This is a genomic window from Endozoicomonas sp. OPT23 (assembly GCF_009653635.1).
Taxonomy (GTDB): Bacteria; Pseudomonadota; Gammaproteobacteria; order Pseudomonadales; family Endozoicomonadaceae; genus Endozoicomonas_A.
Window position 1 is genome coordinate 441,440 of the sequence record NZ_PPFD01000005.1, and the last position, 24,222, is coordinate 465,661.

Consider the following 24,222-nt stretch of genomic DNA (forward strand, 5'->3'; position numbering starts at 1 on the left):
AAAAATAACAGGAGTAATACTATGGCCATGCAGGGAAATGTTGTACTGATCACCGGTGGTGGCAGTGGTATGGGGCAGCTGGCTGCCCGTCGCTGGGCCAAAACCGGAAAGAAAGTTGCCATTCTGGATATTAACAAGGCAGGCATGGAAGATACCGCTGCCGGCTTTGATAATATCTTTCCGTTCGTTGTAGATATCACCAACTTCGACGAAGTTAAATCCGCTGTAGAACAGGTAGAAAAAGAGATTGGCCCGGTCAATCGTCTTTATCACTGTGCTGCAATCATGCCTCTTGGCAAGCTGCTGGATTTCAGTCCTGAGCGCACTAAGTTAATGATGGATATAAACTACAGCGGACTTGTAAACATCACTCATGCTGTTCTACCCGGAATGCTTGAGCGCGGTCAGGGAGACTTTATCAGCTTTGCCTCACTGGCAGGCCTGATTCCAACTCTGATGACCGGTGCGTATTCTGCCAGCAAGTTTGCGGTTGCCTGCTACACCGAGACACTTCATCACGAACACCTGAATTCCGGTGTTCGATTCGTTTGTGTCTGCCCGCCGACCGTTGCCACACCACTGCTTGATCAGGGTAAAGAAACGGCATGGCCAAAGATGCTTTCTCAAGAGGGCAACGATCCAATCTCTCCTGCTGAAGTCATCGACTCTATTGAAAAGGGCATCGAGAAAGGTGATTTCTGGGTCTATCCAACGGACAGCGCCAAGTGGGGCCACAGGGTTCGTCGCCTGTTCCCAGGGGCTTTGTGGAAGCAGGTTCATAAGGTGGAAGGCTGGTAAAACTTAAGACTCTTTATTAAAAAAAACAGAGGTAGCAAGCCTGCTACCTCTATTCACAACTTTCACTTCTTTTCAGCGTATTTCATTGAATCCAGTGCTACTGCAAAAATGATAATGGCGCCCTTGATAATAAACTGCCAGTAAGGGCTCACGCCAATATAAGTCATACCGTAATTGATAATGGTAAAAATCAGCACACCCGTTACCACGCCAAATACACGCCCTACACCACCAGCAAATGAAACACCGCCGACCACGCAGGCTGCAATTGCATCCAGCTCATACATAAAGCCAAGGTTGTTGGTAGCACTGCCTATTCGTCCCGCCTCCAGCATTCCGGCAAAAGCATAAAAAACACCAGATAAGGCATAAACCATCAGCAGCGTCATGGGAACATTAACACCGGATACTCTGGCTGCTTCAGGATTCCCGCCAATGGCAAAAATATTTTTGCCAAATACCGTTTTGTTCCAAAGCACCCAGGTTGCTGCAATGGCAATAGAGGCGTAGAACATCAGATAAGAAAGACGAAAGTCGCCTATTCGAATAAAGCCCTGGGCAAACTCTGAAAAACGATCATCAAAACCCGCTACAGGTGAGGCTCCCACTGAATCAAAGTAAAGTGAATTAATGCCATACACCATAATCATCGAACCCAGCGTGGCTATAAAAGGCGTCACCTTCATATAGGCTACGACTATGCCATTCACCAGACCAATTACTGCACCTATGGCACAGACTGCAAGGATAACCACTACGATGGGAATCTCACCCAGCTCAGGAAAGACTTTGTTTACATTATCCACCGACTGCAGCAGGGTTGCAGATATCACCGCCGCAAGACCAACCTGTCGACCAGCCGACAAATCCGTCCCCTGGGTCACAATCAAACTGGCAACACCCAGTGCGATAATAATCCTAACAGACGACTGAGTTAGTATATTACTGAGATTTCGCCAACTGACGAATGATGGCTCCTGAATAATAATGACTGCCAGCAGGATAAAAAGTACCGCATAAATCCCTCCTTCTTTCAGGTACGTCAGAGTGTTTCTGCCCCCCAAAATACCAGCCCGTCCTGTTAGATTCATAACAATTCCCTGATCAAAAACTAAAGATAAAGCGATGCAAGATTAAGAATTTCGTTCTGGCTGGTTTCAGCGGTATTCACAATGCCTGCGACCCGGCCGTTACTCATCACCAGAATACGATCGGTAATACCCAGCAACTCCGGCATTTCGGAAGAGATAATGATGATGCCTTTTTTCTTCTCGGCCAGATCAAGAATCAGCTGGTAAATCTCGTATTTGGCACCCACATCAATGCCACGGGTTGGCTCGTCCATCATCAGGATTTCCGGTTCAGTCAGCAGCCAGCGACCTATAACCACTTTTTGTTGATTGCCTCCCGACAAGGAACCGATATGCGTGCCATGAGAGGGCGTTTTTACACGCATGGAGTCAATCACCCACTGAGTGTCCTTCTGCATTCGGCTGTTGGTCAGCAGCCCCCAGCCCGTGCGGTATTGCTCGATATTTGCGATCAATGAATTGAATGTAATATCCAGAGTGGGATAGATACCGGTAGCCCTGCGTTCTTCCGTGATCAGGGAAAAGCCATGACCAATAGCCTCATGTGGATTAGCATTTTTTATATTGCGATCATGCAAACAAATACTGCCTGCTTCCCGCTCCCGGATACCAAACAGTGTTTCCACGACATCGGTTCTTCTGGCACCCACAAGACCGGCTATTCCGAGAACTTCCCCTTCACGCAGGTCAAAACTGACATCCTGAATGGATGGCTGGTTCGTTGCGGTCAGGTTTCTAACTTCAAGAATGGTTTCGCCGACCTGGTTATTCTTTTCCGGAAAACGGCTGTCTAATTCCCTGCCCACCATCATGCTAATGATGGAATCCATATTCAGTTCACTGACAGGATGAGTACCAACCCACTGTCCGTCTCTAAGTACTGTCACCTCATCACACAATTCAAATACTTCTTCCATTTTGTGTGAGATATAAACAATACCGCAGCCTTTATCCTTCAACTTTCGAATAATGTCGAACAGATGGCTGACTTCTTTTTCTGTAAGAGAGGATGTCGGCTCATCCATAATGACGACACGGGCGTTGTAAGAGAAAGCCTTAGCGATTTCCACCATCTGCCTTTGAGAGACTGAAAGACTGCCCACTAGAGCTTTGGGATCTACATCAATATTCAACTCGGAAAAAATAGCGGCGGTATCCTGGTGCATTTTTTGGTGATCAACAAAAAGCCCTTTTTTTGGATAGCGGCCCAGCCAGACATTATCCATAACCGAACACTGCAATACTTGATTCAATTCCTGATGAACCATTGAAAGACCATTTTCCAATGCTTCTTTCGAGGATTTAAAATCGACGTCTCTACCCTGAAATACAACCTGACCTTCATCCTTTTCATAAATTCCGAAAAGGCATTTCAATAATGTTGATTTACCAGCACCGTTCTCTCCCATCAAAGCATGAACACTGCCCGCTTTCACCGAGAGACTGGCATTATCAAGAGCCTTGACACCGGGGAACGATTTACTGATACCGGTAATTTCCAGTAATGATTCTGTTTGCGTAGCCATAATGTTTTAACGTACAGACGGAGGGCTATCAGGAAGTGCGAACAGGTCGTCCGTACTTCCTGAACAGAAAGCCAGCGATTCAGCTGGCCAGACAGTTACAGAGAGTCTTTATCCACTGCAACATAGGGAACTCGCACGACCTTATTTTCAATATTCCAGATCGTACCGTGTCCGGCAGACTTACCTTCAGCAAGATTCTTCGCCAGTTCAAAAGCCGCTTTGGCCTGATTGTTACCATCATTGAGTACAGTACCCTGCAACTCACCACTTCTTACCAGCGCCAGCGCTTCGGTCAAGGCATCAACACCAAATACAGGCAGGTCAGCTTTATCTGCAGCTTTCAGTGCTTCGATAGCACCCATGGCCATAGCATCATTGTTAGCGATAACCACTTCAATGCGTTCAGCGTTCGGGCCGGAAATCCAGGCATCCATCTTGTCTTTAGCCATTGAGGTGTCCCACATGGCTGTATCAAGATGCAGTTCTTCTGTTTTATACCCTTTGCCATTGAGAGTTGAGGTGACATAACTGGTTCGAGCTTCCGCATCAGGGTGACCTGGCTCGCCCTTCAACAATACATATTGAATAACGCCGTCTTTGTTCAGATCCCATTTCGGGTTGGACTGCCACTGCTTGCCAATCATCTCGCCCTGAATAATGCCTGACTCTTTGGAATCTGCTCCGACATAATAAGCGTCCTTGTAACTGGCCAGTGCATCTTTTGAAGGCTCCTTGTTATAAAAAACAATAGGAACACCTTCCATCTTCGCCTTTCGAATAATGACGGGAGCCGCACCCGGATCAACCAGGTTAATAGCCAGTGCATGAACACCTTTAGCCAGCATGATATCAACCTGATCGTTCTGCTTTGACTGGTCATTCTGGGAGTCGTTCATTAGCAGGCGAACATCACCGGATTTTTCAGCTTCCTTTTCAATTGCCTTGCGCACGACGGACATGAAATTGTCGTCGTACTTATAAACCGTCACACCAAGAGTGGTTTGTGCCTGAGATAGGGTACCGAAGGAAAGGCCAGCCATAAGGGCGGCCAGAGCGGAGACTTTCTTCATTATTATTCTGCCTGTATCACACGTTTTTATTATTAGAGGTTTTCCTGATACCTATCAGGACATGCGAATTAACAAGTCTTTGCCCGCCTCCGGCGGACAAAGGCTAATTTCCATTCGATTGCGTGTGCCTGCACACTTACACATTCATCGTATCAGAGAGCTTTCCTGCCATGGGTAATACAGTTAAACGAAATGTAACAAAGTCTGACAACGATCTGCCTGGTACTTATCCACTGTCGACTAACCATGTATATTAGAAACCTGCTTAAACTAATAAAAATAAACCTGCGCCTATGTCTCAGCCCCAGAAAATCTACGTTGTTGATGATGATCAGAGTATTCGGGAACTGATTGCCAGCTACCTGAAAAAACATGGTTTTGATGTGGAAACCGCCGAGAGTGGCACGGTATTTTTATCAAAATTCCAGATACAGGCTACCACTGAGGCGGCCAACTCTCTCGTCGTACTGGATATTATGATGCCGGGGATAGACGGCTTTGAAGTCTGTCTCAGGCTGAGAAAAACCTCTGACATTCCCGTTATCATGCTAACTGCGGTGTCCGATGATACCGACCGAATACTTGGGCTTGAGCTGGGCGCTGATGACTATCTGGCAAAACCTTTTAACCCCAGAGAGTTACTGGCTCGCATCAAGGCTATCTTTCGGAGGAGCCAGTCATCTAAAAACTTGTCAGCAGAAACTCCCCGTTACTGTCATTTCAATCATTTCTGTCTGGACACTCTGACCCGCAGCCTGATAACTAATGACAACCAACAGGCTCTTTCCGGTGCCGATTACAATCTGCTGGTGCTGTTTATTGACCATGCCGGTCAGGTACTGAGTCGAGATGTAATCGCTGACCATACCCGTAACAGGGATTCAGCCCCTATGGACAGGTTTGTTGATGTTCATATTAGTCGCTTACGCCAATGTCTTGGGGAGAACGCTAAATCACCGGAGATCATTCGAACCATTCGCGGTGAAGGCTATGTAATGGCTACTGCCGTGCAGTTCAGCCATTCACATCAACCAGTGCTGGAAAGCTACTGATGCTGAAGCGGCTCCCAAAACTGTCTCTGGCCAGTCGTTTCTTTCTGGTAATGATTGGCTTGTTGCTATCGACCCAGCTTGTAGTAAATGAGCTTTGGGAACAGCAGACCCGTCAGGAAAGGGAAAAAGCGCTCAGGGAAGTTTCTCTTAATATGGCACTGCGTGTTTCTTCAACCATTGAATACTTTGCTGCGCTACCCACTCAATATCGCCATATCGTTCTCAACCAGCTTAGATATATGGGTGGTACGCGATATCTGGTTATGCTGAACGAAGAGTTCCTTCAGATTGACTCTTTCAGTAATGGCACAACCCATGACATTGTCCTCGAAGAATTTCGACAACTGCTTCAGCAGAATAATAATGCCAGCAATGACATTGATATCAGATTTTCCCTGCCAAATACTCTCAAGGCTGTTAATAACGAAACTCTGCTGAAAGACCTTTCCCATCGCTGGAACAGCGAGAACCTTGATCTAGGCGAACACGGTTCTCCTATTCTTGTTGTCCAGGTCAAACTGGCAAAGAATGAGTGGCTGTATCTGGCTACCATACTTCCAGAGTCTTCTGTTATGTCGCCGGATTTTCTCACTCAGCCCCTCAACTGGAGTTATTTGCTCTGGATGCTGGTTATTCTGGCGGTGGCCAGCCTGCTGATTCACTATATGACCCGGCCTTTCACTCACCTGGCACAAGTCGCAAAACATTTTGGTTTAAATCTGAAGCCTGTTCAGTTATCAGAAAAAGGCTGCTACGAGTATGAATCGACAGCCAGTGCCTTCAACAATATGCAGCAAAACATTCGCCACTTTATGAATGACAGAAAGCTGCTATTCACCGGTATTTCCCACGACCTGAAAACACCAATTACACGACTTAGGTTAAGAGCGGAGTTTCTGGACGACAATGAACACCAGGCAGAGTTTATCGAAGATCTGGATCATCTGGATATGATGGTTAAGAGTGCTTTGCAAACGCTATCAGATACCGATATTCACGAAAACGCTCAACGAATTAATCTGGGTACGTTGCTGGCACACACAGCCGATACGGCTGTTTCTATCGGCCAGTCAGTGACGGTAGACCTTGAACCGGACATTGAAATTACCGGCAAATCTCTTGCTCTCAAAAGGTGCTTTGAAAATCTGATTAATAATGCCTGCACCTATGGCCAGAAGGCTCATATTCAGCTGTTTCGGGTACCCGGTCAGATCATTATAAAGTTCAGAGATTATGGACCGGGTATTTCAGAAAACGAACAGGAGTTGATGTTCAAGCCTTATTCGAGACTTGAACATGGTCGCCAGTCAAACCCTGATGGTCATGGTTTGGGGTTGTTAACAGCCAGGCATCTTGCTCATATTCACAGCGGTATTCTAACGCTGCATAACCATTCGGAAGGTGGGCTGGAGGTTATCATCAAATTTCCTGAAGAAACCTCCTATTAAGCGCTACGGAAAATCAGACAAATACAAACTCGTCTTCCGCCAGCTCCATCATACTTTCACCACCAGCGAGAACAGCGGCTCTATGAGCCTGCGCTCTTGGCAGTATTCTCTTGAAATAGAACCGGGCAGTGCTGATTTTGGATTTATAAAAAGGATCACTGTCACCTTCCAGCTGTTTGCGCTGAGCAACATTGGCCATCTGCAACCAGAGATAACCTGTTATCAGATAGCCGGAGTACATCAGGTAATCCACAGAGGCGGCACCAGCTTCTTCCATATTTTTCATGGCCGCCTCAGCCATTTGCCCCGTCAGTTGCTGCCACTGCTGATTGAGTTCGAGCATGGGTTCAACAAACTGTTCCAGCTCTTTATTATCACGATTGGCCTGACAGTATTCATCGATCTGAGCCGTCATTCGTGCCAGCAGCTTACCCTTAGAGCCCAAGACCTTTCGGCCCACAAGGTCGATGGCCTGAATACCGGTCGTGCCTTCGTAAATGGTAGATATACGACCATCACGAACAATCTGCTCCATACCGTGTTCGGAGATAAAGCCATGGCCACCAAAGACCTGAACACCCAGATTAGTCACTTCCTGAGACACTTCGGTACAGAAGGCTTTGGCAATTGGTGTTAACAGACCTAGAAAATCAGCCGCTTCTTTCTTCTGTTCATCGCTACCGAAGTTTTCATGATCCACCAGCTGAGCAAGCCAATAGACAAAGGCACGAGAGCCTTCAGTAAAGGCTTTCTGAGTCATCAGCATACGACGAACATCAGGATGAACAATAATCGGATCAGCATCACCTTCAGGGTTCTTTTTGCCAGTGAGCGAACGCATTTGCAGTCGTTCCCGCGCATAGGTAACCGCCCCCTGCAGCGAAGCCTCTGCCATGGAGAGCCCCTGCAACGCTGTTCCCATACGGGCAGCGTTCATCAGGTGGAACATAATCTCGAGACCACGACCTTCTTCACCCAGCAATATTGCACGAGCACCGTCGTAGTTCATAACACAGGTAGCTGACCCCTTAAGCCCCATTTTCTTTTCAATAGAGCCACAGGTGATGTTGTTGAACTCAGCCATTGAGCCATCTTCTTCCACCCAGTATTTTGGAGTGATAAAGAGAGAGATACCACGAGTCCCTTTTGGTGCACCTTCAACCCGGGCCAGAATTGCGTGAACAATGTTACTGGTCAGATCCTGCTCACCGCCGGAAATAAAGATTTTTGTACCCTGCAGAGTGTAAGTACCGTCTTCATTCTCTTTGGCTTTGGTTTTCAGCAAACCAACATCGGAACCACAATGAGCCTCGGTCAGACACATAGTTCCCGCCCATTCACCACTGAGCAGTTTTGGCAGGAAACGTTGTTTCTGCTCTTCAGTGCCGCCGTTTAACAGACAGGTGACCGGTGCCTGAGCCAGGCCGGTGTACATGGAAAACGCCCAGTTGGCTGAACCCGCCATTTCGGAAACATAAGCACCTACAGAATTAGGCAGGCCCTGACCTCCTTCTGATTCCGGAATACCAAGAGTCTGCCAGCCACCTTCACACCATTGTTTCCAGGCGTTTTTAAAGCCGGATGGCGTTGTGACCTGACCGTTTTCAAATTTACAGCCTTCCTCATCACCGGAACGAAACAGTGGATGAAGCGTTTGTTCAGAAATTTTTGCTCCTTCCTCCATAATCGCTTTCAGAAGGTCAGGAGTTACCTGTTCACAACCATTAAGGTCTGCGTAGTGCTGCTCACTGTTAAACAGTTCATCCTGCACGAACGCCATATCTCTGAGAGGAGCTTTATACTCTGGCATAACAACAACCCGTTCTTTTTTTTGTTAGTGGCTAGCTGATACGACTGAAACTGGTCAGCTTGAGTGTGCTCTGTCGAGAACACAATCATTAGGAGAATTCTATAGAGGAGTGTATTGAAAAGACTTTGACCGGCAATACTCTAAATGAGTTAACAGCATGACCGGCCAAGGGGAGATAACAGGGAACTGTAGTTAACGAACGCCTGGCTGTTGCATGCCGCCAGCCATAAAGCTGATCAGACCTTTAGCCTGAAGTTCCAGATAGTCTGAGGACCACTGTTGCGGGTCCTTACGACTGGCTTTATCCCAGTCTGATGCCATATGAATCACCAGCTTTGCCATATAGCCGAGACGCTCAAGGAGCTCATCTCTCTGAATCTCAGGCTGGTTGATAGCAATCATATCCATCAGTTTCAAAATAGCACTGTTACGCGCACTATCGAGCCCGCCCATCAAATCACTGCCACGCAGTGACAGTTGGCTCATCAGGCTGAAATAAGCGGTTTCACCAGCCAGTTCATTCAACTGGTTGATATAGGGCATGACCAGAATACTGACCAGATCACTGACATCGTATTCACCACGCTCTTCCAGTTCAGCCATCATGCTGAATCGCTGCTCATTCAGTGGCACCATTCTGTAATCAAGAATTGCACTGATCAGACCAGCGCGGTCGCCAAAGTGATATTGAACTGCCGAGTTATTTCTCTGCCCTGCTTCCCGGGCAATCTCACGGTCAGAAACCGCATCGATACCACGCTCTGCAATCAGACGCTCTGCAGATCGAATCAGTGCCTCCTTGGCGCTTGTCAGGGGTACTTGTGCATTCATAGTGCCGTCACAAAATATTGAATTATAGATACTGAACGAAATTCAGACAGACCATACGCTGAACCGAGCTGAATGATAAGTAATCAAAGTCAGTTTTTGCCGTACTGTCTAGGAATTTTCATTCTATTGACTGAAACTTTCAGAGGTTGGCATTGAAGTGCATGGTTTAGTAGTTATTTTCTGCAAAAATACTCCGTCATCTTTGCAATTTCGCAATACACCTTCAACTTTAACGAACCGAATCTGTATATCTACAGAACAATTCGGAAGAAACACCAAACAACAAAACTCAGATTTTCACGTCAGAAAACCACTAGAAACAGAATCAGTCAAGCTCAATAGTTGATTTTCGTGACATTTTCCTGCGATCAACACGACAGAGTGTGTGTAGAGCTAGAGTAATACAAGTAAGTGCAATCAAATATTAAATTGCTGTTTGGCCGCTGCAGGCAGGCAAACAGCTTATCGATTCGTATACACGGGTATTTTACTCGATACTCATCTGCGACTTTTGGCTGGTTTATTTTTTCAACAATTAGTGAAACACTGTTCAACAAAGCATCATAAGTGACTGTCGTCATCCCCTGATCAGACAAGAAGCGGGGCTGAGTTACTCGATAAAAATAATAAAATCACACTGAAAGTAATTCTTATGAGCTATCTGACATTCAACTTCAACCTGGGTGAAACCAATGACATGCTGCGCGACCAGGTTCGCCAGTTTGCCACTCAGGAAATTGCCCCCCTTGCCCAACAGACGGATGCCGAAAACCAGTTCCCCATGCACCTCTGGCGCAAGTTCGGTGAGATGGGTTTACTGGGTGTGACCGTTGATGAAGCCTACGGCGGTTCTGGCCTGGGCTACCTTTCTCACACCATTATCATGGAAGAAATCAGCAGAGCCTCTGCTTCCATTGGCCTTAGTTACGGCGCTCACTCAAACCTCTGCGTTAACCAGATTCGTATTAACGGTTCGGAAACTCAGAAGCAGAAATACCTGCCAAAGCTGGTCAGCGGCGAACACATCGGTGCGCTGGCCATGAGTGAGCCCGGTGCAGGTTCCGATGTCGTCGGTATGAAGCTGAGAGCCGAGAAAAAAGGCGACCGTTATATTCTTAATGGCAACAAAATGTGGATCACAAACGGCCCTGATGCCCACACCTATGTGATCTATGCCAAGACGGATCCGGAAAAAGGCTCTCGTGGCATTACGGCCTTTATTGTTGAAAGAGATTTCAAAGGTTTTTCCAGAGCCCAAAAGCTCGACAAGCTGGGAATGCGCGGTTCCAACACCTGCGAACTGGTCTTTCAGGACTGTGAAGTGCCGGAAGAAAACATTCTCGGCCAATTAAACGGCGGGGTGGCTGTTCTTATGAGTGGCCTTGATTATGAACGGGTCGTTCTCACCGGTGGTCCGACCGGCATCATGCAGGCCTGTATGGATGAAGTGGTTCCCTATATTCATGACCGTAAGCAGTTCGGTAAAGCCATCGGAGAGTTCCAGCTGATACAAGGCAAGATTGCCGATATGTACAGCCAGATGAACGCCAGCAAGGCATATCTCTATGCAGTCGCAGCAGCATGCGACCGCGGAGAGACCACTCGCAAAGATGCCGCAGGCGTTATTCTCTATTGCGCCGAACGAGCTACACAGATGGCTCTGGATGCTATTCAGATTCTCGGTGGTAATGGTTACATCAACGATTACGCTACTGGCCGACTGCTCAGGGATGCCAAGCTTTATGAAATCGGCGCCGGTACATCTGAAGTACGTCGTATGTTGATTGGTCGTGAGCTTTTCAACGAAAGTGCATAAAACAATCTTCCCGCCCTGAAAAACAAGCAGTTGTGGCGCTCTTGATTTTGGAGCCGCCACTTTAAAAAGAAGAGGTAATAATAATGCCCGTTCTGCAGTCCAGGATCGCCCCTGACAGTCCGGAGTTTCACCAGAACCGTCGCCGTATGGAAACACTGCTCAGCGAGCTTAAAGAGCGCTTTGCCAGAATCGAAAAAGGCGGCAGTGACCGAGCCAGAGATAAGCATCAGGGAAAAGGCAAGCTGCTTGCCAGAGACCGTATTGCTCATCTACTGGATGCCGGTTCATCCTTTCTTGAAATAGGCCGTTATGCCGCAGAAGACGTTTATGAAGACCAGGCTTCCTGCGCCGGCGTAGTTGCAGGCATTGGTCATGTGTCTGGTATTGAATGCATGATTGTTGCCAACGACGCTACCGTCAAAGGCGGAAGCTACTTCCCCCTGACCGTAAAAAAACATCTTCGGGCTCAGGCCATTGCCGAACAGAATAACCTCCCTTGCATCTACCTGGTCGATTCCGGCGGCGCTAACCTGCCCTATCAAGACGAAGTATTCCCGGACAAGGAACACTTTGGCCGTATCTTCTTTAATCAGGCCAATATGTCTGCCAAAGGAATCGCCCAGATTGCAGCGGTAATGGGCTCCTGTACGGCAGGTGGCGCTTATGTCCCCGCCATGGCTGATGAAACCATTATCGTTAAGGATCAGGGCACTATTTTCCTCGCGGGTCCGCCACTGGTTAAAGCGGCGACCGGTGAAGAGGTAACGGCAGAAGATCTTGGTGGTGCCCGGGTTCACTGTCAGGAGTCCGGTGTTACCGACCATATGGCCGAGAACGACGGTCACGCTCTTGAGCTGGTAAGAACCGCTGTTTCCCACCTGAACAGAACCAAACCGGAACAGTTAAAGACAAGAGAATCTCGCCCTCCTTTGTACGACCCGAAAGAGCTTTACGGACTCGTGCCTGATGACCTGAAAAAGAACTACGACGCCCGTGAAGCCATTGCCCGTATTGTTGATGGCTCTGAGTTTGATGAATTCAAGGCTCAGTTTGGTGAAACCCTTGTCTGTGGTTTTGCACATATTCACGGGTTTCCTGTTGGCATTCTCGCTAATAATGGCGTGCTCTTCTCAGAGTCTTCCCAGAAAGGTGCACACTTTGTTGAGCTCTGCTGCCAGCGCAAGATTCCACTGATTTTTCTTCAGAATATTACCGGTTTTATGGTCGGTTCCCGCTATGAAGCAGGCGGTATCGCCAAACACGGCGCCAAGCTGGTGATGGCCGTCGCCTGTGCAAAAGTGCCCAAGTTCACGGTGATTATCGGTGGTAGCTTTGGTGCCGGTAACTATGGCATGTGTGGCCGGGCTTATGACCCACGGTTTATGTGGACATGGCCCAATGCCCGTATCTCCGTTATGGGTGGAGAGCAGGCTGCAGGCGTGCTGACTCAAGTCAGAAGGGATGTTCTGGGCAGAACGGGTGAAATCTTATCGGCCGAGCAGGAAGCTGAATTGAAAGCCCCCATTATTGAAGACTATGAAAACAAAGGCAGCCCAATCTATGCCAGCGCCCGACTCTGGGACGACGGCATTATTGATCCGGCAGATACCCGTGACGTTCTTGGGCTGAGTATTTCTGCGACGCTGAATGCGCCGCTGGAAGAAACCCGCTTTGGCGTCTTCAGGATGTAAGGAATGGATATGAACTACCAACACCTGATTGTTGAGCAGCAACAAAACGTCGCCAGCCTTATCTTAAACCGGCCTGAAGTGGGCAATGCTTTTAATGCCGAGCTTATTGAAGAGTTGATTGCTGCTCTGAGCGATCTGGCAGAACAACCAGTCCGTGCTCTGTTAATAAAAGGCAGCGGCAAACACTTTTCTGCTGGCGCTGATCTTAACTGGATGAAGAACAGTGCCAACCTTTCTGAACAGGAAAACTATCAAGACTCACAGCGACTGGCACTGTTGCTGAAACGGCTTAACGAATTTCCTGCACCGACTATTGCTGTTGTTCAAGGCGCTGCTTTCGGTGGCGCTGTCGGTTTGGCTTCAGCCTGTGATATGGCTATTGGCTCAGACGCCAGTCGTTTCTGCCTCAGTGAAGTCAAGATTGGTTTGATTCCAGCGGTTATCAGCCCTTATGTGGTTCAGGCCATGGGAAATCGTCAAGCCAGACGCTACTTTCTAACCGCAGAAGTTATTTCCGGTCAACAGGCTGTTGAACTAGGACTGCTCCACGAATGTGTGACTGCAGAGCAGCTGGAAGAAAAAGCACAGACACTGGCTCAGCAAATTGCTAACAATGCACCAGAAGCAACACGACAGGCAAAACTGTTGCTGGCAGATATTAACCAGCAACCTTTGAGTGAACCTCTTATCGGCCACACCTGCAAAACAATAGCCGCTATACGCGTGTCTGAAGAAGGGCAGGAAGGCCTTTCCGCTTTTCTGGAAAAACGCGAGCCCGCATGGAGGCAGAAGTAATGTTCAGCAAGATTCTTATTGCCAACCGGGGTGAAATTGCCTGCCGAGTGATAGAAACGGCTCAAAAGCTTGGCATTAAAACCGTTGCCGTCTATTCGGATTCAGACTACAAGGCTTTGCACGTTCAGCTGGCGGATGAAGCTGTTTACCTGGGTCCATCATCTGCCATTGACAGCTATCTTCAAATCGATAAAGTCATAGCTGCAGCCAAACAGACTGGCGCTTCTGCTATTCATCCAGGCTATGGCTTCCTGTCAGAAAATGCCGACTTTGCTGAAGCTTGCCAACAGCAGAAAATTCAATTTATTGGTCCTACGGCCTCTGCTATTCGAGCCATGGGGTCAAAAAGCGAAGCCAAGGCATTAATGGCTGAGGCGGGTGTTCCCATGCTGCCCGGCTATCACGGTAGCGATCAATCCGACGAAAGCCTGATCAATAAAGCTGAATCACTTGGCTGTCCACTGATGATCAAGGCAGCTATGGGTGGCGGCGGTAAAGGTATGCGAGTTATCCATGACCTTGCTGAATTGGAAGCAGGCCTTGCTGCCGCCAAACGGGAGTCTCTGAAAAGTTTTGGTGATGACAGACTGCTACTCGAACGCTTTGTGACACGACCAAGGCATATCGAAGTACAAATTTTCTTTGACCAGCAGGGCAATGGTGTTTTCCTTTTTGACCGTGACTGTTCACTGCAGAGACGTCATCAGAAGGTTATCGAGGAAGCTCCGGCTCCTGGTCTTTCTTCCGAAATTCGCTTCGCCATGGGTGAAGCGGCAGTTAATGCCGGCAGAGCGATTAACTATCAGGGTGCTGGCACTGTAGAGTTCTTGCTGGACGGTAATCAGTTCTACTTTATGGAAATGAATACACGCCTTCAGGTCGAGCATCCGGTTACCGAAATGGTAACGGGCATTGACCTGGTTGAATGGCAGCTGGAAGTAGCATCAGGTTTGCCACTGCAGCTCAGTCAGGAAGATTTGAACTGCACCGGCAATGCGGTGGAAGTCAGGCTTTATGCAGAAGATCCTGATAACAGTTTCCTGCCTTCTTCCGGTCGTATACATGACCTTCGCTGGCCAGAGATATCAGACCGTGTCCGTGTGGATACCGGCATTCAGCAGGGCGATCATATATCCAGCCACTATGATCCCATGCTGGCGAAACTGATTGCCTGGGGTGAAGATCGCCAGCAGGCTATTGCCAATCTTTCAGAAGCTCTGGCTGGCTACCAACAGTCCGGACTGGCTGATAATCGGGACTTTTTACTCAGCTTGCTGAGTGAGCCGGACTTTATTGATGGCCAGTTATCCACAGGCTTTATTGACGAGCACCCGGTGACTGAGCTGAACCAGCAAAAGACAGACCTGGCTGTCGCTGCTGCGGCGCTCTACTGGCAAACCCAGTCGCTATCAGAACAAAAACGACTTTCTCAACCACTAAACACAAATCAATACCTGCCAAAGCTTATGAGCTTTACCGTTCAGGAACAGCTCTGGCCTGTAAAGCTTGAAAACAAAGACAACAAGACGCTTGTATCACTGCCATCAGGCCAGCTACTGCTTGATGCAAGCGTTGAGCAGCAACGAGTCACTGTTGAGCTGGAAGCTCAGAAGGTTACCTGTCGTGTTGTAGCAATGCCTGACAGCCAGTTAAAAGTATTCTTCAACGACTTCAGTCTTGTCGTTTCACTGCCAGTACTTTCACACTCTCAGGATCAGATAGGCGCTATGACAGCCCCTATGAACGGGACAGTCACCAATGTCATGGTTCAGCCCGGTGAAGAGGTCGGAGAAGGCAAAGCCTTATTGATACTGGAAGCCATGAAAATGGAGCATACGATTAAGGCGCCCAAGGAAGGCGTGATCGCCAGTGTTTTCTATCAATCCGGCGATCAGGTAGAAGCAGGCGCTTCACTGTTAAGCTATAAGGATGAAGCTGATGTCGCTTAATCACCCATTCCCCGACACTGTCCGAATAATAGAAGTCGGTGCCAGAGACGGCTTACAGAATACAACGAAACATGTATCACCTGCAGTCAGAGCTCAGCTGGTTAACCTTTTAGTCGACAGTGGACTAACGCATATCGATACCAGCAGTTTTGTATCACCTAAGCGTGTGCCACAGATGGCGAATGCCGATCAGGTGTTTGCCAATCTCAATCGAAAACAGAATGTCGTCTACAGTGCATTAACTCCCAACCTGAAAGGAATGGAGATGGCACTGGCAGCGGGAGCTACTGAAGCGGCTATCTTCACCTCTGCTTCTGAAGGTTTCTGCCAGAGTAATATCAACTGCAGCATTGCTGAAAGTTTAAAACGGTTCGAATCAGTAATGGAGCTGGCACAGCAGCACAATATTCCGGTCAGAGGTTATGTTTCCTGTATAGACTGTTGCCCCTATGATGGGCAGACCAGCCCAGAGCAAGTAGCCAGCATCAGCCATGAACTTTATCAGATGGGCTGTCATGAGGTTTCGCTGGGCGATACCATTGGCACTGGCACACCGATTCGAATAAAAAGAGTACTGGAAGCCACCAGCAAACGTATTCCCATGGCTAAGCTTGCTGCTCATTATCATGATACCTACGGACAGGCTCTGGCCAATATTCTGGCTTCCCTTGAAGAAGGGCTGGCGATTATCGACTCTTCTGTAGCCGGGCTGGGTGGCTGCCCCTATGCACCCGGAGCGTCAGGTAATGTTGCCACTGAAGATGTGGTTTATATGCTGCAGGGTATGGGCATTGAAACCGGTGTGAACATGGACAGGCTGCTGATAGCAGCTAACTTTATATGCCATGAACTGGGCATAGAGTCACGGTCAGCTGCCGGAACCGCTCTAAGCCTGAGAAACAGCTTCTTAAAAACTGCAACTAACAATAATTAGCATTAAGCAGGTCAACCATCATGACATTGCTCTGGAAACCATCCTCCAGCCGAATTAAGTCGTCCAATATGGATGCCTTTCGTCGTAAAGCAGAACAGACTTCCGGGTTATCACTGCCAGATTATCCCGCCCTCTATCAATGGAGTGTCAGTGATCGTTCAGCTTTCTGGCAACTACTTGCCGAACACTTTGATATCAAATTCCATCAGCCACCGGGCACCGCTTCTGGCAATAACACGATTCTTGGCAGAGATACCATGCCAGGGGCTGAATGGTTTCCCGACTCAACCCTCAACTATGCAGAACACTTGCTTAGAAGAAAGGACGATCACACCGCTGTTATTTTCCGTGGTGAAAAAGGACAGCGTCGTACTCTCAACTATCAGCAACTTCATAACAGCGTTGCACAGGCACAGGCTGGCTTAATCAAGTTGGGCGTCAGCAAAGGCGACCGTATAGCGGCCTTCGTCCCCAACTGCCCTGAAACCGTTATTATGATGCTGGCGGCAACCGCTCTTGGTGCTGTCTGGTCGTCCTGCTCTCCTGACTTTGGCTTTCAGGGAGTGCTGGATCGTTTCGGTCAAATCGAACCCAAACTGCTGGTGACGGTGGATGGTTATTACTACGGCGGTAAAACCATAGACTGCCGGAGCAAGGTTGCTGACATTCAAAACAACATCGCCAGCCTTGAGCAAACTGTTGTTATTTCTTTTATAGAACAAGACGATGGGCAGCTGCCGGATATCAGTGCACTAACCAACAGCTGTCACTATTCAGACTTTTTAATCGACAATGATCATTCAATCCATTTCGAACCTGTCGCCTTTAATCATCCGCTGTTTATTATGTACTCCTCAGGAACCACTGGCGTTCCCAAGTGCATCGTTCATGGTCACGGCGGCACGCTGCTTCAGCACCTGAAAGAACTGTCACTGCACAGTGACTTGAAGCCTGAAGATAAAATATTCTACTTCACCACCTGTGGCTGGATGATGTGGAACTGGCTGGTGTCTTCACTGGCAACTGGTTCAACACTGGTTTTATACGACGGTTCACCCACTTATCCAGAGACTGAATCTCTTATGGATATGGCGGAGCAGGAGCAAGTCACTATCTTTGGTACCAGTGCCAAGTATATTGCCGCGCTTGAAAAAGCAGGGGTAAAGCCAAAGCATAGCCACAACCTTGAACACCTTAAAGCCATCTTATCCACAGGCTCACCACTGCTTCATGAAAGCTTTGATTATGTGTACCGCGATATTAAAGAAGATGTTTGTCTGTCATCCATCTCCGGTGGCACTGATATCGTTTCCTGCTTTGCTCTGGGTTGCCCAACGCTGCCGGTCTATCGTGGCGAGCTGCAATGTCGAGGCCTGGGAATGGCTGTGGAATTTGTTGATGATTCAGGCCTGCCTCTTCAGGAGCAGAAAGGTGAGCTGGTTTGTCAGCAGAGTTTTCCTTCCATGCCAGTCGGCTTCTGGAACGATACCGATGGCAGTAAATATCATAAGGCGTATTTCTCTCATTTTGAAAACATCTGGGCCCATGGTGATTACGGTGAGCTGACCGAGCATGGTGGTGTGGTCATTCATGGTCGGGCCGATGCGGTTCTCAACCCCGGTGGCGTTCGAATAGGCACCGCAGAAATCTATCGCCAGGTTGAAAAGGTCGACGGTGTTCTGGAAAGCATTGCCATTGGTCAGGAGTGGCAGGGCGATGTCAGGGTTGTATTGTTTGTTAAGTTAAAAGAGAGCCTGGAACTGAACGAGAAGCTGATACAAAAAATAAGAACCACTATCCGGTCTAATACTACGCCAAGACATGTTCCGGCCGTAGTACTGCAGGTAGCTGATATTCCCAGAACCATCAGTGGCAAGATTGTTGAACTGGCCGTCAGGGAAGTCGTTCATGGTCGGCCGGTCGCCAATACTGATGCTTTGGCTAACCCTGAGGCGCTGGACTTCTTTCGAAACAGAAATGAGCTGAGTCCCTCTTAATAGGGCTCATCTTACTTTGAAGATCACGTTGATTTTACCGATAAACAGGTTGTCCGATTGTTAAAAGAACCGTTCAAAAGGCCTCCTGTTTATGGGTATTACTGTTGATGGCGAACAACCTGCCATTCCACCAGCAAATCAACCTCCACCCAAGCAAGAGGGTGATTTTCAGTCAAAATCAGTGACTTCTGTTATGGCAGAAAAATTTCTGGAAGCTAAAGTGGCTGAGCCTGACCCTCAACTATCAGAAACCTCTTTCAAAGAACGAACCATAAACCACCTGACGGCAGAAAAAGCAAAAAATAAGCCAAAAGCAATTCCGGCAGAAATAGATAGTGGCCTGCAAATAATGTTTCGCAGCCAACAAGATCCTGTCTATTTTTCAAAAACCACAAATAGTGTCCTGCCAGATCAGCAACCAGAAAACCCCGTTCCCTACAGTATGATGTCCGAGGAATTGAAAGGGCGAATTGCAACCGGTTCAAATGGTTTTGTTCAAAAAGCCAGCCTGAGTAAGAATGAAGATATCGTTATGAAACGATCTTACTGCTGTCTGGATCAATGGAAGGGCAAAACCTACACTCTCTATTTTGCGGCTCCGGCTATATCCCGAGAAGCCGGTATTCTTACCGGTTTAAAGGAAATGGCCAGTGACCATCCTGGCTATCAGCATATTGTTCCCTTTCTGGGAGCCGGTGTTACAACCAATGGTGAACCTCTAATTCTCCTGACTCGGGCTGACGGAGTTCTATCAGATCAGCTGACCATAACCTCTGGAGAAGATAAAAAACCAGGCCCTCCTCTTCCTCTCCGGGACACACTGAGCCATACGCAAGATCTGTTCTCTGGCCTTTCATGCCTTGCATCGTTACAACTGGTTCACCAGGATCTCAAGCCAGAAAACCTGTTACTGAAAGATGGCCAGCTATGGATTGCCGACTTCGGTGAGTCAACCTGCTATGAAGGTTTTGCTGCTATGGGAATACACGGGGAAAAGCTCGATATGGAGGGAAGAAGGGCTGGAACAGGAGCAACAAAGCCCTTTTTTCTCACCTATGAAGAACCGACTCCAGCTACGGATGTCTGGGCAGCCGGTCTGGTCACACTACAGATGCTCAACCCGGCAAAGGCTGAGGACTGCATTAGCCGTCTTAATAACCAACCGCTGGAAAATAAAGGCAGTAATGGCATCCCTTTTGACAAACTGACCGCTGAGCAGCTAACAAGCTTAGAAACCCACTGCAAACAAACCATCAAAGCATTTCTTGATGACTCTTTGACAGTGGAAGACCAAACACACAGGACAGCTATTGAGTCTCTGCTTAACCGGGTTTTCGATCCTGGCCCAAAAACACGGATATCAGCAGCAGATGCCTGTGAAGAAATAAGTGCTCTAACAAAACAGCTGGTAATAAAGGCTGAACCTGATAAGCCTTAAACTGTATCAAGAGTCAGTCTGTTATAGAGACTGCCCGCTGTCTGACCCAGCCAATCAATAAGACCCAGATCATCTGCGACTGTAATCGCCTTTTCTTTAAGTTGTCCTGCAGTTTCGTATATAGATTCTGGTATCAAGTCCGGATTTGCTTGAGGAACCTTCCCTTCTTTAGCCTCTCTCATCAGACGATTCTTGAGTATATCCACATTCCGAGTTGACCATATACCCATACGGGGCTGGCCCATTTTTTCTCTGGTTTCTTCCTTCAAGCCACTTAACAGAACTCTGGCGGTTACTGCAGTGCAGTCATTATCCCTGGGTCTATAACACTCATTTTCTCTTATCGTATTCCACTCTTTCTTCATTTTTACCGTATCCACACCATGAACTTCAGTAATATCAGGTTTACCATGATGGTGACAATCCAGAGTATAAGGTGTTTCAACACCGTCACTCGGTAAGATTGAAAAGTTCCCAACCTCTGCAAGTGTTCCGGCTTCTTGGCCTGGCACCCAGTTAACATAGTTTTCTGAACCAGCAAAGCCAGCCCAAATACTATTGTCAGGGTCACCAATTACAAGCGAAGTATGCTCACAATCAGGCCAGGTAATAAGATAGGCTGACCGTGAATCCTTCAATGCTGCAAAGTCGTATGCATATCCTTTTATCTTCTCTACTTTATGATCCACCTGTTCCTTTGTGCACTCTTGTTTCCTATCTTTTCTACCCGGCTTATCTTCATCAAAACAAGTGTTCAAAAACACCTGAGCTTTCTTCATGCCACCTCCCATAGCACTGTAAGTTAGCTCACCAGTTTTCAAACTATCAACATACTCGTCTTTATACTCACCTCTAGCGCAATTATTTACAGCTTCATCTGTCAAATTGATAACGGGCCTTCTAGCCTGAGAAGACCTTCGCTCATGCAATTGCTTATTAGTCAGTTTCTCTTTTGATTCTGACCTTAACTGTTCACTCGCTTTAAACAGGTGAGGGTATTTTTCCCTGAATGCTTCAACTTCTCTTTCCTTATATTTGGCTTTAATCTCCTTTAAACCCTGACCTGATAGTACATGGGAAAACCCAGTAGCAATTCCATGAACCAATCCACCTCCAACTGCCGTATCCATAAAGACCTCCATGTACTTCCAAAACTTGTCAGTTGAGGTAACTTTATCGTTATTGCATTGCAAAGTATCTTCCACATAAGGCTATTAGACTAAAGCAGAGCCACTATACAGCAACCCACTCAGGACGAGGCTTTCAGCGACATTCCAGGCTAACTGGTGGTAACCGGTCGTTAGCCTCTTATCGCCTGTACGAACCGCTGATATTTTGATGCTTTATAATTATCAGTTTCGTCACAGATATACGGGCTAAGTCAGACTGTTGTTTCCTGTCTTGCATCAGCCTCCAGCAAATACTGATAAAGCCCTTCATAGCTCTCCCATAGATATTTACCAAACAGAGGGTCAGGGGTGGCAAGCAGCTCCTGTTCTGCGAGTTCAAGGTCTTCACTCGTCAGATAAGCTTTCATTGCAGGAATCATCACGCGATTTTCTTTCTGCACATGGGCTCTCTGAAGGTCAACATAACTCTGATAACTGCTTACCAGTTTCTTAATGGGAACTACGTGGTCTGTAGAAATCGCATTGACCGTTTCCACCAGCTCGATAGTCAGCTCTCGAATCTGGTCATGCTGCTGATCGATTTCCACCATGGACTGGAGTAAATCACTGTCCGTTACTCTTGGCTTAAGCCGTTTCATCAGTTGGGATTCAAGAGGGTGGTGAAAGCTGTCAGGGTAGTTTTGCAGGTAATCCAAGGCTCCGACAATAATAGCCAGCCTGGGAGTTCGATCATTGTCTGCATCATAGGCTTTGATTTCATAATCAACCGCCTGCAGTAACTTCAGGATGTGTTCATGGTCAATCGTTATCCGCTCAATTAACTTATCCATATTGCTGCCTATTATTGTTATTTCCTATTGAGCTTACTCCCACAAGCCTTACAGCGACCAGTGCAACTTCAATGGCCGTTGATACAAGTCAACGATTTCAGCCTCCAGAATCAATAATTACTCCAATCGGCGCATTCACTTTATTCAGGTGAATCTATTATGCTGTGAGATAAATAATCGATTCGAGCCGCCAGATATGAATCCAACAAGAAGCCTGCAGGTCGAACAGTTACAACAGTGGTTGACTGAAGCGAGTAACGCTGCTGCCACTTCCGGGCACCTGAAAACAGGCCTGACGACACTTGAATATTGTGATGACGGCTATCGTTATGAAGTCCGCATACTAAAGGCTTTCAGAAATAAACCGTCTGGCAATGCCAAGAAAGGTGCCAGCCAAAACCCTTTTTTACCCTTCGAACCTGAAATGTACGTCGCTAGTCTTGAGTCTGGTCACGTATTGTTATTGAACAAATTCTGCATTGTCGATAATCATTACCTGATTGTGACCCCGGAATATGAGGAGCAGGAAACCTTATTGGCAGAAAAGGAGTTTCAGGCTGCTGCTGAAGTGATATCCGCCTTTCCACAACTGATCTTTTACAATTCCGGAAGAGAGGCTGGAGCCAGTCAACCCCATCGCCACCTGCAGGCTATGCCAGTCTGCGACCTTCCCATCTCGCAAGCCTTGAGAGCTCTTCCAGACAGCCCGGAACAATTAAAAGCACTGCCTTTCAGACACCTGATCAGCAAAATTGATCAGAGAAACCCGGAGCACTCAGCTTATGCTCTGTATCTGGAGATGCTGAACCAGCTGGACCTTCTCGATTTCGATGGCCAACCCGGTCCATATAACCTGTTAATGACTGAAGAGTGGTTAATGATCGTTCCCAGAACCAAGGGAAGGTTCGAAGGTATTTCGGTTAACTCTCTCGGCTTTGTCGGCCTGTTACTGGTAAAAGATCAGGAAGCCTGTCAAAAGCTTCGTGACGCTTCGCCATCGCGGGTTCTTAAAACAGTTACGGAATAAGCTGTCGGGTAGACTCTGGTACTGTTTGCTCGCCAAAGCGGACAAACAGTTATCAGAAATTCAATTACAAATATTTGGATTCTGAGTAAGATTCACCACTCATCCAACGACCGACTTGAATTGATGGCAAAACGTTCCGGCTCTGTAGAAATAATTTCCTACGGCATCTATACCACCTGGGATTCGAAATCCCGAGAGCTTCCAAAAATCCAGGACTTCACGACACTTGTCCCTGCTGAGCTTGATATCGAGTTCGGTTTTATCGTAAAGATAAAAAAAGCCAAAGGTGAGCAAGTGCGCTTCTGCATCTACCACCCGGATATCCCTGACGAAGAGGGTGAAATCATGCCTCCTTTTGAAGGCATTGAATACGTAAATGATAACGACTGGGAATTTTACCTGGGTGATACTATCTGGGCACCGGTCAGTAACAAGACCGGCAACTGGCGAATGACGCTGGAAATGAATGGCAAAGTAGTCGCAGAGAAAACCTTTAAGGTGTTTGACTAGCACCCTTGCTCATATGGATATGAGGAATACCGTCTTCGTCGTATTCTTCACCCTGAGACTGAAAACCAAAACGGCTGTAAAAATCCTGTAAATGTGCCTGAGCACTCATACCTATTGTTCTTTCAGGAAACTCTCTTGTCAGGATATCCAGTGTTTTGTGCATCATATCCTGGCCAACACCTGTACCACGAATTTCAGGTGCGGTAACGATACGGCCAAGTGTTACCTGATCATCTGTTGCCACCGATGAAATCACTCTCAAGCTGGCTACCAGCTCATCCTCCTCCCAACCCAATAAATGCCAGGACTGTTGGTCAAGATGATCAGCATCCTGATAGACACAGTTCTGTTCAACCACAAATACTCTCTGCCTCAAAGCAAGCAAGTCATAGAGCTGACTAACATCCAGCTCACTAAACTGACACCATTGCCAACAAATCAAAAGCGGTACCTCACGAGAAAGATCTGAAATAAGCGGT

Annotated in this window: 20 protein-coding genes; 12 read left to right on the top strand and 8 right to left on the bottom strand. The window is 47.5% G+C overall.

Translation table 11 applies throughout. The annotated features are described in order from the left end of the window. Window positions 1-21 precede the first annotated feature (21 nt). Window positions 22-798 (top strand): SDR family oxidoreductase, encoded by a 777-nt coding sequence (locus EOPP23_RS13625; protein ID WP_153766538.1) that lies wholly within the window; start codon window positions 22-24, stop codon window positions 796-798. 62 nt (window positions 799-860) lie between these two features. On the opposite strand, the gene mglC is transcribed toward EOPP23_RS13625, so the two are convergent. From mglC to mglB, 3 genes are all read right to left on the bottom strand, one after another. Next, window positions 861-1,889 (bottom strand): galactose/methyl galactoside ABC transporter permease MglC, encoded by a 1,029-nt coding sequence (gene mglC, locus EOPP23_RS13630; protein WP_153766539.1) that lies wholly within the window; start codon window positions 1,887-1,889, stop codon window positions 861-863. A gap of 20 nt (window positions 1,890-1,909) precedes the next feature. Next, window positions 1,910-3,415, bottom strand: a complete 1,506-nt coding sequence (gene mglA / locus EOPP23_RS13635; RefSeq protein ID WP_153766540.1) for a galactose/methyl galactoside ABC transporter ATP-binding protein MglA — start codon at window positions 3,413-3,415, stop codon at window positions 1,910-1,912. Between the two features lie 95 nt (window positions 3,416-3,510). Next, on the bottom strand, window positions 3,511-4,485 hold the full coding sequence (gene mglB / locus EOPP23_RS13640; protein ID WP_153766541.1) for a galactose/glucose ABC transporter substrate-binding protein MglB: 975 nt from the start codon (window positions 4,483-4,485) through the stop codon (window positions 3,511-3,513). A gap of 293 nt (window positions 4,486-4,778) precedes the next feature. On the opposite strand from mglB, the gene EOPP23_RS13645 reads away from it, so the two are divergent. Both EOPP23_RS13645 and EOPP23_RS13650 read left to right on the top strand, forming a co-directional pair. Beyond that, on the top strand, window positions 4,779-5,537 hold the full coding sequence (locus EOPP23_RS13645) for a response regulator (protein WP_153766542.1): 759 nt from the start codon (window positions 4,779-4,781) through the stop codon (window positions 5,535-5,537). Then, the gene (locus tag EOPP23_RS13650; protein WP_153766543.1) at window positions 5,537-6,985 is read left to right on the top strand and encodes an ATP-binding protein; all 1,449 of its coding nucleotides are present in this window, start codon (window positions 5,537-5,539) and stop codon (window positions 6,983-6,985) included. Before EOPP23_RS13645 ends, EOPP23_RS13650 begins: the two co-directional genes overlap by 1 nt. 13 nt (window positions 6,986-6,998) lie before the next feature. Here EOPP23_RS13650 and EOPP23_RS13655 read toward each other — a convergent pair whose 3' ends face one another. Then, window positions 6,999-8,795, bottom strand: a complete 1,797-nt coding sequence (locus EOPP23_RS13655; RefSeq protein WP_153766544.1) for an acyl-CoA dehydrogenase C-terminal domain-containing protein — start codon at window positions 8,793-8,795, stop codon at window positions 6,999-7,001. 192 nt (window positions 8,796-8,987) lie between these two features. Beyond that, window positions 8,988-9,626, bottom strand: coding sequence for a helix-turn-helix domain-containing protein (locus EOPP23_RS13660; protein WP_153766545.1), 639 nt, complete (start codon window positions 9,624-9,626; stop codon window positions 8,988-8,990). 652 nt (window positions 9,627-10,278) lie between these two features. Here EOPP23_RS13660 and EOPP23_RS13665 point away from each other — a divergent pair. The 7 genes from EOPP23_RS13665 (at window position 10,279) to EOPP23_RS13695 (ending at window position 20,246) form a co-directional block, all read left to right on the top strand. Next, a complete protein-coding gene (locus tag EOPP23_RS13665) occupies window positions 10,279-11,442 on the top strand; it encodes an isovaleryl-CoA dehydrogenase (protein ID WP_153766546.1) in 1,164 nt (387 codons plus the stop codon). An 83-nt stretch (window positions 11,443-11,525) separates the two neighbouring features. After that, window positions 11,526-13,133 carry a carboxyl transferase domain-containing protein gene (locus EOPP23_RS13670; RefSeq protein WP_153766547.1) on the top strand — a complete coding sequence of 536 codons (1,608 nt, stop codon included), beginning with the start codon at window positions 11,526-11,528 and terminating at the stop codon, window positions 13,131-13,133. Window positions 13,134-13,136: 3 nt separating this feature from the next. Continuing rightward, window positions 13,137-13,928: an enoyl-CoA hydratase/isomerase family protein gene (locus EOPP23_RS13675; RefSeq protein WP_153766548.1), complete on the top strand. Its 792-nt coding sequence runs from the start codon at window positions 13,137-13,139 to the stop codon at window positions 13,926-13,928. Further along, the gene (locus EOPP23_RS13680; RefSeq protein WP_153766549.1) at window positions 13,928-15,877 is read left to right on the top strand and encodes a biotin carboxylase N-terminal domain-containing protein; all 1,950 of its coding nucleotides are present in this window, start codon (window positions 13,928-13,930) and stop codon (window positions 15,875-15,877) included. Before EOPP23_RS13675 ends, EOPP23_RS13680 begins: the two co-directional genes overlap by 1 nt. Next, window positions 15,867-16,811, top strand: a complete 945-nt coding sequence (locus EOPP23_RS13685) for a hydroxymethylglutaryl-CoA lyase (RefSeq protein ID WP_153766550.1) — start codon at window positions 15,867-15,869, stop codon at window positions 16,809-16,811. The genes EOPP23_RS13680 and EOPP23_RS13685 overlap by 11 nt, the downstream gene beginning before the upstream one ends. A gap of 20 nt (window positions 16,812-16,831) precedes the next feature. Further along, on the top strand, window positions 16,832-18,808 hold the full coding sequence (locus EOPP23_RS13690) for an acetoacetate--CoA ligase (RefSeq protein ID WP_153766551.1): 1,977 nt from the start codon (window positions 16,832-16,834) through the stop codon (window positions 18,806-18,808). Between the two features lie 91 nt (window positions 18,809-18,899). Next, window positions 18,900-20,246, top strand: coding sequence for a protein kinase (locus tag EOPP23_RS13695; RefSeq protein WP_153766552.1), 1,347 nt, complete (start codon window positions 18,900-18,902; stop codon window positions 20,244-20,246). On the opposite strand, the gene EOPP23_RS13700 is transcribed toward EOPP23_RS13695, so the two are convergent. Then, window positions 20,243-21,376: a hypothetical protein gene (locus EOPP23_RS13700; RefSeq protein WP_153766553.1), complete on the bottom strand. Its 1,134-nt coding sequence runs from the start codon at window positions 21,374-21,376 to the stop codon at window positions 20,243-20,245. The genes EOPP23_RS13695 and EOPP23_RS13700 overlap by 4 nt on opposite strands. A 251-nt stretch (window positions 21,377-21,627) precedes the next feature. Continuing rightward, on the bottom strand, window positions 21,628-22,206 hold the full coding sequence (locus EOPP23_RS13705; protein WP_153766554.1) for a hemerythrin domain-containing protein: 579 nt from the start codon (window positions 22,204-22,206) through the stop codon (window positions 21,628-21,630). Between the two features lie 196 nt (window positions 22,207-22,402). Here EOPP23_RS13705 and EOPP23_RS13710 point away from each other — a divergent pair, with 196 nt between their 5' ends. Beyond that, window positions 22,403-23,233, top strand: a complete 831-nt coding sequence (locus EOPP23_RS13710) for a DUF4922 domain-containing protein (RefSeq protein ID WP_153766555.1) — start codon at window positions 22,403-22,405, stop codon at window positions 23,231-23,233. Between the two features lie 123 nt (window positions 23,234-23,356). After that, complete coding sequence (locus EOPP23_RS13715) at window positions 23,357-23,743, top strand: DUF3859 domain-containing protein (RefSeq protein ID WP_153766556.1); 387 nt, start codon at window positions 23,357-23,359, stop codon at window positions 23,741-23,743. On the opposite strand, the gene EOPP23_RS13720 is transcribed toward EOPP23_RS13715, so the two are convergent. Beyond that, window positions 23,727-24,185, bottom strand: a complete 459-nt coding sequence (locus EOPP23_RS13720) for a GNAT family N-acetyltransferase (RefSeq protein ID WP_153766557.1) — start codon at window positions 24,183-24,185, stop codon at window positions 23,727-23,729. The genes EOPP23_RS13715 and EOPP23_RS13720 overlap by 17 nt on opposite strands. Window positions 24,186-24,222: the final 37 nt, after the last annotated feature.